Here is a 9,938-nt window from a genome sequence, read left to right on the forward strand (position 1 = left end):
GCTTTTAAACAACAACAAGACTCTTCTGTTAAGCTACCCAGCTTTAACTGATGTCTGAGGATTCAAGATGATTCGTCGTAACCCCAATGGTGATATGCCCCAAATCCATCCCGGTGCTTATGTAGATAATACCGCCATCATTTGTGGCAAGGTCATCATTGAAGACAATGTGTTTGTTGGCCCATATGCAGTAATCAGAGCGGATGAGACTAATGAACAGGGTGATATGGATCCAATAATCATCCGTGCCAACTCGAATATTCAGGATGGTGTGGTTATCCACTCCAAGGCAGGTGGTGCCGTTGAAATTGGGGAGTCCACCTCAATTGCGCACAGGTCAATTATTCATGGCCCCTGCAAAATTGGTAGCCGAGTATTTATCGGTTTTAACAGTGTGGTTTTTAACTGTGAGATCGGTGATGGTTGTGCGGTGCGACACAATGCGGTGATTGATGGCTGTGACTTGCCGCCAGGGTTTTACGTGCCATCCACCATGCAGCTCAGCAAGGGATCCAGCTTGGATGATGTTCCAAGAGTACAAGCCTCAGTTTCTGAGTTTTCAGAGTCAGTGGTCACGGCAAACATTGAGCTGGTTAGAGGTTACAAAGCCTTGAGTAACGAATTCTGATTTAGCTCTTTTGATCGAAAAAAGCGCCTTTGGATTTTCCGAAGGCGCTTTGTTGGTTATATGCCTTGATGGGTTAACATAATCTTGCCCATCGCTTTGCCACTGTCCAGATAGGCATGTGCCTTGGCAATTTCAGTAAAGCTGAAACTTTTTTCAGCCAGCAGTGGTTTGATCTTTCCTGCCTCAATCAGCTGGGTTAGTGCGGCCAAGCGTGCCGGTTCTGCCTCACGATCCATCCCCGTCAGCAGAGGCAAGGCTCTGAATACCACGTGCAAAGTCAGGTTCTTGCCGTGCATCAGTGACAGGTCATGGGTGGATCGGGTATTAATTGATGCAATCCGTCCGGACATGCTGGCGGCCTGAAAACTCTCATCAAGACACGAACCACCTACAGTATCAAAAATGACCGGGAAACCTTTACCATCCGTTAGGCGTTTTACATAAGCCGCTACACCTTCATCCTTGTAGTTGATCACTTCATCAGCTCCCAGTGATTTGGCAATTTTTGCTTTTTCATCTGAAGAAACGGTGGTGTAAACCACTGCACCCCGTGCTTTGGCCAGCTGAATGGCTACATGTCCAACACCTCCAGTGCCACCATGGATCAAAACCTTTTCACCGGGCTGGATATTGGTTCTTTCAACCAGCGCACTCCAGGCAGTCATGAATACCAGTGGCAAGGTGCTGGCTTGTTCTAACGGCAAATTATTCGGTGCATGGGTGATCAGACGTGCATCCACCAGCATCAGGTCTGCCAATGCACCCTGTGTGCCTTTTAAACCACCGGCACACCCAATCACCTGATCTCCTGCCTTGAAGTGGGAAACTCCTTCACCGACCTGCTCAACAATACCGCCCACATCAGCATTAAGTATTGCGGGAAACTCCGGTCCTGCTGCCACCTGACCTGAGCGAATTTTTAACTCCAGCGGATTAACACTGGAGGCTTTGACACGAATGAGTACCTGGCCTGCACCAGTGACAGGGTCCGGCATATCTGCAGGCTGGAATACCTCATAACCACCGGGTTGATGAATCACCATTGCGCGCATTGTTTTGCTCTTTTTTTTAGTTGGGTTTAGAGTCGTTCGTTGCTCAAGTTTAGCCTGCTTATATTAACCCTCGGCTTCCGGGCGCATGGCGGGGAATAACAACACATCACGGATGGATGGGCTATCGGTGAAGATCATCACCAGTCGATCTATACCGATGCCTTCACCTGCGGTGGGTGGCAGGCCGTATTCCAGCGCACGGATGTAGTCGGCATCATAGAACATGGCTTCATCGTCACCGGCTTCTTTTTCCGCCACCTGCTCCAGAAAACGATCGCGCTGATCTTCGGCATCATTCAACTCGGAAAAGCCGTTGGCAATTTCCCGACCACCAATAAAGAACTCAAAACGATCCGTCACTTCCGGGTTGATATCATTACGACGCGCCAGCGGTGAAACTTCAGCCGGATATTCGGTGATAAAGGTTGGTTGGCGCAGCTGGTGTTCTGCCACTTCTTCAAAAATCTCGGTGACAATACGACCCAGACCCCAGATATCCTTGACCTTGATTTTTAAGCGCTCGGCCACTGCAGCAGCGGCTTCACGGCTTTCCAGGTCACTGGCCTGAATGCCTTCACCGTATTTCAGCACGGCTTCTTTCATGCTCAGGCGCTGGAAAGGCTGACCAAACTCATACACTTCACCCTGATAAGGTACTTGGGTTGTACCCAGCACATCTTCTGCCAGGGTTTTTAACAGCGCCTCCGTCAGATCCATCAGATCGTTGTAATCTGCATAAGCCCAGTAAAACTCGATCATGGTGAATTCAGGATTGTGGCGTGTGGACAGGCCTTCATTACGGAAGTTGCGGTTGATTTCAAACACCTTTTCAAAACCACCCACCACCAGACGCTTAAGGAACAGCTCTGGCGCAATACGCAGGTACATATCCTGATCCAGCGCATTATGATGGGTAATAAACGGCCTTGCGGTGGCACCACCGGGAATCACCTGCAGCATGGGTGTTTCCACTTCCATAAAACGGCGGTCTTCCATAAAACGACGGATGCCACTGATGATTCTGGAGCGCAATTCAAAACACTGGCGAGATTCAGCGTTAACAATCAAATCCACATAACGCTGGCGGTAACGCATCTCCTGATCGGCCAGACCATGAAACTTGTCGGGCAGCGGGCGCAGACTTTTAGTCAACAGCTGGCTTTGTTCGATGGAAACATAAAGATCACCTTTGCCAGACAAGTGCACAATACCTTCGGCGTACACCAGATCACCCAGATCCCAGGTTTTGATGTCCAGACGCTGAGCTTCCTCCAGTTCTTTTTTATCCACATACAGCTGGATCTGACCGCTGACATCCTGAATCACGATAAACGGGCCACGCATCCGCATGATGCGCCCGGCGACCTTGGCACGACGACCCAACTCAGCTAATTCTTCTTTGCTTTTGTCACCCAGCTCACGCTGTAGATCACCGGCATAAGCATCACGGCGATGAGTATTGGGGAAAGCATTACCCTGAGCACGGCGTGCAGTCAGTTTGCCACGACGTTCAGTTATCAGCTTGTTGTCGTCTTCCAGCAAGGATGAGCTGGTGGATATTTCTTGAGAAGTTGCATCTGTCATGATTTAAAGACCCTGCTTCAGGCTGGCTTCAATGAATTTGTCCAGGTCACCGTCCAGCACGGCCTGGGTGTTGCGTGTTTCCACACCGGTACGTAAATCTTTGATACGGGAATCATCCAGTACATAAGAGCGGATCTGACTGCCCCAGCCGATATCGGCCTTGGAGTCTTCCAGCTTCTGCTTTTCCGCATTACGCTTTTGCATTTCCAGCTCAAACAGCCGAGATTTCAGCTGCTTCATGGCAAAGTCCTTGTTCTGGTGCTGCGAACGACCGGACTGACAAGCCACTACGGTATTGGTGGGTACGTGAGTGATGCGCACCGCAGATTCTGTCCGGTTAACGTGCTGACCACCGGCACCCGAGGCACGATACACGTCAATACGCAGATCCGCCGGATTGATGTCGATTTCAAAGCTGTCATCGACCTCAGGGGATACAAACACCGAGCTGAACGAGGTATGACGGCGACCACCGGAATCAAACGGGCTTTTACGCACCAAACGGTGTACACCGGTTTCTGTTCTCAGCCAGCCATAGGCATAGTCACCTTCAATCCGCACGGTGGCAGACTTGATACCAGCCACTTCACCGTCAGAAAGCTCCACAATCTCGGATTTAAAACCATGCTCATCCGCCCAGCGTAGGAACATGCGCAGTAGCATGTTGGCCCAGTCCTGAGCCTCGGTGCCACCGGAGCCAGCCTGAATATCCAGGAAGGCATTGTTCGGATCCATTTCCCCGGAGAACATCCTGCGAAACTCCAGTCCTTCCAGTTGCTTCTGTAGACCGACCAAATCGGCACTTACGGCGTTAAAGGTGTCTTCATCATCCTCAACAGCAGCCAGTTCCAGCAGGTCACTGGCATCACCCAGCCCCTGATCCATGGCATCCAGCGTAGTGACAATGGTTTCCAGCTGCGAGCGTTCCTTGCCCAGTGCCTGGGCGCGTTCGGGATCATTCCATACGTCGGGTTGCTCCAGTTCGCGGGTGACTTCTTCTAAACGGTCTTTTTTAGTGGCGTAGTCAAAGATACCCCCTAAGAACGTCGGAACGCTCCTGCAGGTTTTTGATCAGACTGACCAGCGGGTTGATTTCCAGCATGGGGAAGGCCTTCTCCAGCGTTGTAGGCAAAAAATAGGGAAATAGCACTAAACCCGCCATTTTACCCAAGCCACTGCTGCAACTCCACCACCAGACGGGTTTATCTTGTAGCGACAAGCAAAAAAACGCCTTGATGGCTGTTATCAAAGATATGAATCGCTACACTATGCATCAGGATCAAACCACTGCTCAAGGGTCATGTCATTTATGGAGATACGCGTTTCCGCAACGCCGGATAAACTGGAGCTGCAACTGGGTTACTGTCATGCAGCCTTATCTCATCAGCAGGCTATGACTCTGCGAGAAAGTCTGGCAGAAATACTGCTTCACGCTTTGCACCTGCCCCGCAGTCACTGGGAAGTTCGTCAGGCCAGAGCAATAAGCCTGAGATACTTGGCTGATACCCTGTTATGGATGCCGGAGGACCTGTTACGAGAACTGCTCAATGATTACAGTACCGATCACCTACCCGCATTGGTGCGCTATGCAGAGCGGGAATTACCGGCCTTGTCAGATCGTATCCACCAGCTCTTGTCACGCAAAACCACTGAGCTGCTAGATGATCAACTCAGCACGACTGGCGCTGTGCCTGTGCAGCAGGTGGTGCTGGCACTGGAGGCTTTGCATCCGCTGCTGAAAAATCAATACGGCAAGAGCCTGGCAGACTTGCCTGCTGCCGATTTTGATCCAGCTTTTGCACTGGAAGAATATAAAAATCTGCACAGCTTTTTAAATGTACTGCCATCCTTGCCGGAAGAAAACAGCCGTCGCACCCTGAAACAGCTCGAATTGCAGGAAAAGGTATTGTTGCTCTGGCTGGCACGCAGTGAAGGCTGGCAGGAACTGGAAAACTGGCTACTGGTAAACCTGCCTAATGATGCAGAACTATTAAAATCCACTCTGACAAAATTTCCCCCTCAGCCTTTGTGGGTACTGCTGGGGCTGGCGCGTCGTATAGAGTTGCTGATGGATCTGCGCCACCATCAGCCAGTCACTCAACCACCAACCAGCCCGGCACTGGAAGACAAAGCCAGAAGCTTTCTTTCCAGCATCAGTGAGCTACCTGCGCCTTTACTGCAACTGATGCTAAAAAGCCTGTCACGAGAAAGGCTGGCACAGCTGTTTGCCGCCTGCCATCAGCTGCAAGCGCTCAGTCTACTCCAGCGACTGGAAACAATTCTGCCGGAGCGTTTTTTCCAGCAGATGCAGAAGCAGCATCCGGGCTCTCTGGAGTTGACGGAAATACGTGCGCTGATGTCACGCCTGAGTCACGAACTTAAACAGCTGAAAACCCCGCAACAAACAGGACGCTAATCATGAGCCTTGAGCCCTATGTACGCAACGGCCAGCTGCATCTGGAAGACCAGACCCTAACCCTGAGCCTTAATTTGCACCAAGGTCTGCAACTGATGGCTGAACTGGATCAGCACTTGGATAACAGTGAGTTGCGCACTGAAAAAATCATTGAGGCCTTCCACCATAAGCTTTTGGAAAGCCTGCTACTGCTGGCACCTCGTGAGCGTCAGGCATTACTGCAGGAAGCCAGTCTGGCGGCAACAGCTTGCTTACTGCGAATGTTTCGGGGCAAAAAAATGGAAGACCTGCTGCGTGCCAATCTGTCTCAACGGCGTATCAGCCAAGTGGAGGAAGAGCCACTTTATCTGGGTAGAAGCCTGACCCCCGCAGAAGAGCTGAGCCAGGTTCTCGCACCCTTTCACTGCAAAATGGAAGAACAGATCAAAGCCGGACGTATTGAGCTGCAGGATCCACAGGGTATTTATTACTGAGGTGATTCCATCTCAAGCAAGTGCAACCGCTGTACCAGCAATTCAAAATCCGCAAGAATTTTCGGATTCTCCTGGTGGTAAGTCAGTGTCAGCACCAGGCTGCGGGACTGCTCCAGCTGTAGCATGTACTGCACAATACGGGTTTGCTCGGTATTACCGGCATAAGCCAGCACAAAGGCCGGATAACCACCCACCTCCAACCCGCGACATTCATCCAGCAATACACTGCGACCCAGAGTGTGACTTAACAACCCAGGCAACGCGCCGCAGGTGGACTTGATCTGAGCCGCTGCTTCAGGCACTTGGTCGCGGGTTTCAAACAGGGTGATGTTGTTAAAAAATCCACTGGCGGTATCACGAGTGTTAAAAATAAGTTCCAAACCGCCACCACGGACACGCTCAGATAAACGCTCTCGCATTGCTGGAGGCAGATCGAGTTTTTTTTCTGCATCGGCATCATCCACGGCACTCAACTCATCCCGTGTTAATAAACGCCAGGATTCCGGCAGATATAGAGAGACACCAAAGCGGCTATCCACACGCTGCCCCGCTGATTCATCAGCCAGAGTCTCCTTGAATCCACTGCCCAGCAGCAGAACAAAAACCATCAACAATCGATGCATCATTAATCACTCAAATCAGTCGGGGGCAGAAATTCATACGGCAGAACTGAAATCGGTTAAGCTAGCCGCCTTTCAGGCCAGCAACTATAAGCCATTTTTCATCTTCTGACTCCCCCGGACATAGAAATAGATTATGACTTCATCCCTCTCCCCCACACTTAAACTTGCTTTTGAATTGCTGCAGCGCCCATCCGTTACCCCGGATGATGCTGCTTGTCTTGAACTGATTGGCGCCCGACTGGCACCGCTGGGCTTTAAGCTGGAACACCTGCGTTGTGGGGAAGTGGATAATCTCTGGGCGCGGCGTGGTGAGAGTAGCCCACTGTTCTGTTTTGCCGGGCACACCGACGTAGTGCCCCCTGGCCCCCTGCAGCGCTGGAAAACCCCACCCTTTGAGCCAAGCATTGATGCTGAGGGTTATCTGCGTGCACGTGGCGCGGCGGACATGAAGGGTAGTATTGCTGCCATGCTGATTGCGGTGGAAAACTTTGTACAGAACCACCCCGATCATCCGGGCAGTCTGGCTTTTCTTTTGACCAGTGATGAAGAAGGTCCCGCAGTAAACGGCACCATTAAGGTGGTTGAACATCTGGAAGCACGGCAGGAAAAAATTGACTGGTGTTTGGTAGGTGAACCTTCCAGCAGCAGCAAGGTGGGTGATGTTATCAAGAATGGGCGGCGTGGTTCACTGGGTGCACGACTGCTGGTCAAGGGCAAGCAAGGCCATGTTGCTTATCCACATCTGGCAGATAACCCAGTGCATAAGGCTGCAGCAGCTTTGGCCGAACTGGCGGCTGAAGTTTGGGATGAAGGTAATGAATTTTTCCCAGCCACCAGTTTTCAGATTTCCAACATTCATGCCGGAACGGGTGCGACCAACGTGGTGCCGGGTGAACTGGAAGTGTTGTTCAACTTCCGCTTTTCCACCGAACTGACCGCTGAACAGCTGCAACAACGCACCCAAGCCCTGCTGGATCGTCATGGACTGAATTATGAAATTCAGTGGACACTCAGCGGCCTGCCTTTTTTGACTGCAGCAGGAGCACTGGTTGAAGCGGCTGATCGTGCCATTTACAAGGTGACTGGCCAGAAAACACAGCTTTCAACATCTGGTGGTACTTCGGATGGGCGCTTTATTGCCCCGACTGGAGCACAGGTTGTGGAACTGGGGCCAGTTAACGCCACCATCCATCAGGTCAATGAGCGGGTACTGGCAGAAGACTTGAACCAGCTGTCAGAAATTTATGAAGAGCTGCTGCAGGAACTATTCAGTGACTGCTCCCTGCCCTAAGCTCAAGCGCCACGGCACTTTGTAATAAAGACCAAGTGAGCATGAAGCTCAAAAACGCAACACCTTTGCCTGTCGAGCCTGGCAGTCGTTCAAGCCCAAGAACTGTTTGGCATCCCGGAACAAGAACTCAATCTGAAAGCGTACCTTGTAAGTGTTGTGGTTGCCATCCAGCCGCACCTGCCCGTTTTGTAATAACAAACGAGCAGTTTTACGGCTGAGATGAGGGCGGTTACTTAAAAAACGGTCGAGGCGCATGGGCGCGGATTATAGGTCAAACAACTCCGGTCGGATATGGGTCAGCGGTGCTGCCCGCTGGTAGCTGTGTGCCGCTCGTAACACCAGTGCATCCTGATGCCGACCACCGACCAGTTGAATGCCCACCGGCAGCCCGGCACGGGTGAAACCACAAGGCACCGAACAGGCCGGTTGCCCGGTCAGATTGAAGGGATAGGTGAAGGGTGTCCAGCTGGGCCAGCGTGGATCAGCCCAGCCATCCGGCACTTCCTGTCCGGTGGTGAAGGCCGGAATCGGCAGACTGGGGGTCAGCAACAGATCATAACGGGCATGGAAACGCCCCATCTGTTCAGTCAAGGCCGCCCGTTCATTCATGGCTGCCAGATAATCCAGCATCGAAAGTCCCTGCGCCCAGTTGACCACCTCAATCAATCCGGAATCCATCAAGCCACGCTGAACAGCATCCAAGCTGCGCACCGCATTGGCAGCACCACCATAAAACAGGGTATTAAAACTATCCCGCGGATCAGCAAAGCCCGGATCGACTTCGTCCACCTGTGCACCGAGCAACTGCAACAGCTCAGCCGCCTGTTTTACCAATGCAGCAATTTCCGGGTCGACCTGCACATGCCCCAGCGTGGGACTGAACGCAATGCGTAAACCCTTGATGCCACCATCCAGCGCCTCCAGAAATGAAAATGCCTGACCACCAGCATCACGCGGCGGCAGGGTGGTGTCTCGTGCATCCGACAGGCACATCACATCCATCATCAAAGCGGCATCAGCGACTGTCCAGGTCATGGGTCCCGGATGAGCCAGAGGTGCAAAAGGCGACGCAGGCCACATGGGAATCAACCCATGGGTGGGTTTGTGCCCAACCAGCCCACAGAAAGCAGCGGGAATACGAATAGAACCACCAGCATCCGTACCCAGCGCCAGGGGCGCCATACCCAGTGGCACTGCCGCACCGGAACCACCACTGGAACCCCCCGCTGTTTGTGCCACATCCCAGGGATTATTGGTGGCACCACACAGTGGACTGTCTGTTACACCTTTCCAGCCCAGCTCCGGTGTAGTCGTGCGCCCCAGTGCCACAAATCCGGCTCGGCGCAGACTGGCTACCACCGGGGAGTCTTCAGTATAGGGCTGAGGATCGCTGGTTTTTGAGCCTTTTAAATTCGGCCAGCCTGCCGTTACAAACACATCCTTGATGGCCACCGGCACACCATCCAGCGGACCAATTTCCAACCCACGCAACCAACGTTCTTCACTGGCTCGTGCCTGTTGTAAGGTGGTTTCTTCATCCATAAAACACCAGGCATTCACCTGTTCATCCAACCGATGAATCTGGCGTAAATAGGTTTCTGCCGCTTCCACCGGGGACAAGGCTCCGGTGGCATAAAGATCAATCAATTCCAGTGCGGTGAGCCCTTCGATCCGGGTGCTGCCAGTCATAAGCACAACTCCTTCTAATGAATACAGGATTTTCTGCTACAACCTTGACCCTAGACCTTCCGAGTCTGCAGGTCAAATCTGTGCGGCTCATCCATTACACTGAAAACTGGGCTTTTCCTTGACCCAACAGAGTGAGGCTTCTAGCCTGAAACCCTAAGTCTGAAACCCTAAGTCTGAAACCC

11 protein-coding genes are annotated in these 9,938 nt (G+C 52.1%); 4 read left to right on the top strand and 7 right to left on the bottom strand.

The window, feature by feature from the left end; all coding sequences use genetic code 11:
• Positions 1-67 precede the first annotated feature (67 nt).
• A complete protein-coding gene (locus tag IBX50_RS13875; RefSeq protein WP_292256782.1) occupies positions 68-628 on the top strand; it encodes a carbonate dehydratase in 561 nt (186 codons plus the stop codon).
• A 56-nt stretch (positions 629-684) separates the two neighbouring features.
• Here IBX50_RS13875 and IBX50_RS13880 read toward each other — a convergent pair whose 3' ends face one another.
• From IBX50_RS13880 to IBX50_RS13895, 4 genes are all read right to left on the bottom strand, one after another.
• Positions 685-1,680, bottom strand: coding sequence for a zinc-dependent alcohol dehydrogenase family protein (locus IBX50_RS13880; RefSeq protein ID WP_292256783.1), 996 nt, complete (start codon positions 1,678-1,680; stop codon positions 685-687).
• 63 nt (positions 1,681-1,743) lie between these two features.
• A complete protein-coding gene (gene lysS / locus IBX50_RS13885) occupies positions 1,744-3,264 on the bottom strand; it encodes a lysine--tRNA ligase (protein ID WP_292256784.1) in 1,521 nt (506 codons plus the stop codon).
• Between the two features lie 3 nt (positions 3,265-3,267).
• A protein-coding gene (gene prfB / locus IBX50_RS13890) for a peptide chain release factor 2 (RefSeq protein WP_366930731.1) occupies positions 3,268-4,366 on the bottom strand; the annotation gives its coding sequence in 2 pieces (ribosomal slippage) (positions 3,268-4,290 and positions 4,292-4,366; 1,098 coding nt in all).
• Positions 4,289-4,483, bottom strand: a complete 195-nt coding sequence (locus IBX50_RS13895) for a hypothetical protein (protein WP_292256801.1) — start codon at positions 4,481-4,483, stop codon at positions 4,289-4,291. Before IBX50_RS13895 ends, prfB begins: the two co-directional genes overlap by 78 nt.
• A gap of 90 nt (positions 4,484-4,573) precedes the next feature.
• Between IBX50_RS13895 and IBX50_RS13900 the strand changes: the two genes are divergently transcribed.
• The gene (locus IBX50_RS13900; protein ID WP_292256786.1) at positions 4,574-5,680 is read left to right on the top strand and encodes a hypothetical protein; all 1,107 of its coding nucleotides are present in this window, start codon (positions 4,574-4,576) and stop codon (positions 5,678-5,680) included.
• Positions 5,681-5,682: 2 nt separating this feature from the next.
• Positions 5,683-6,153, top strand: a complete 471-nt coding sequence (locus IBX50_RS13905; protein WP_292256789.1) for a hypothetical protein — start codon at positions 5,683-5,685, stop codon at positions 6,151-6,153.
• On the opposite strand, the gene IBX50_RS13910 is transcribed toward IBX50_RS13905, so the two are convergent.
• A complete protein-coding gene (locus IBX50_RS13910) occupies positions 6,147-6,779 on the bottom strand; it encodes a hypothetical protein (protein WP_292256791.1) in 633 nt (210 codons plus the stop codon). The two genes, IBX50_RS13905 and IBX50_RS13910, sit on opposite strands and share 7 nt — an antisense overlap.
• Positions 6,780-6,909: 130 nt before the next feature.
• Between IBX50_RS13910 and dapE the strand changes: the two genes are divergently transcribed.
• Positions 6,910-8,067 (top strand): succinyl-diaminopimelate desuccinylase, encoded by a 1,158-nt coding sequence (gene dapE, locus IBX50_RS13915; RefSeq protein WP_292256793.1) that lies wholly within the window; start codon positions 6,910-6,912, stop codon positions 8,065-8,067.
• Positions 8,068-8,115: 48 nt separating this feature from the next.
• On the opposite strand, the gene IBX50_RS13920 is transcribed toward dapE, so the two are convergent.
• Positions 8,116-8,322, bottom strand: coding sequence for a S4 domain-containing protein (locus IBX50_RS13920; RefSeq protein ID WP_292256795.1), 207 nt, complete (start codon positions 8,320-8,322; stop codon positions 8,116-8,118).
• 9 nt (positions 8,323-8,331) lie between these two features.
• Positions 8,332-9,756 (bottom strand): amidase, encoded by a 1,425-nt coding sequence (locus IBX50_RS13925; protein WP_292256797.1) that lies wholly within the window; start codon positions 9,754-9,756, stop codon positions 8,332-8,334.
• Positions 9,757-9,938 lie beyond the last annotated feature (182 nt).

The organism is Marinospirillum sp., from assembly GCF_014859565.1.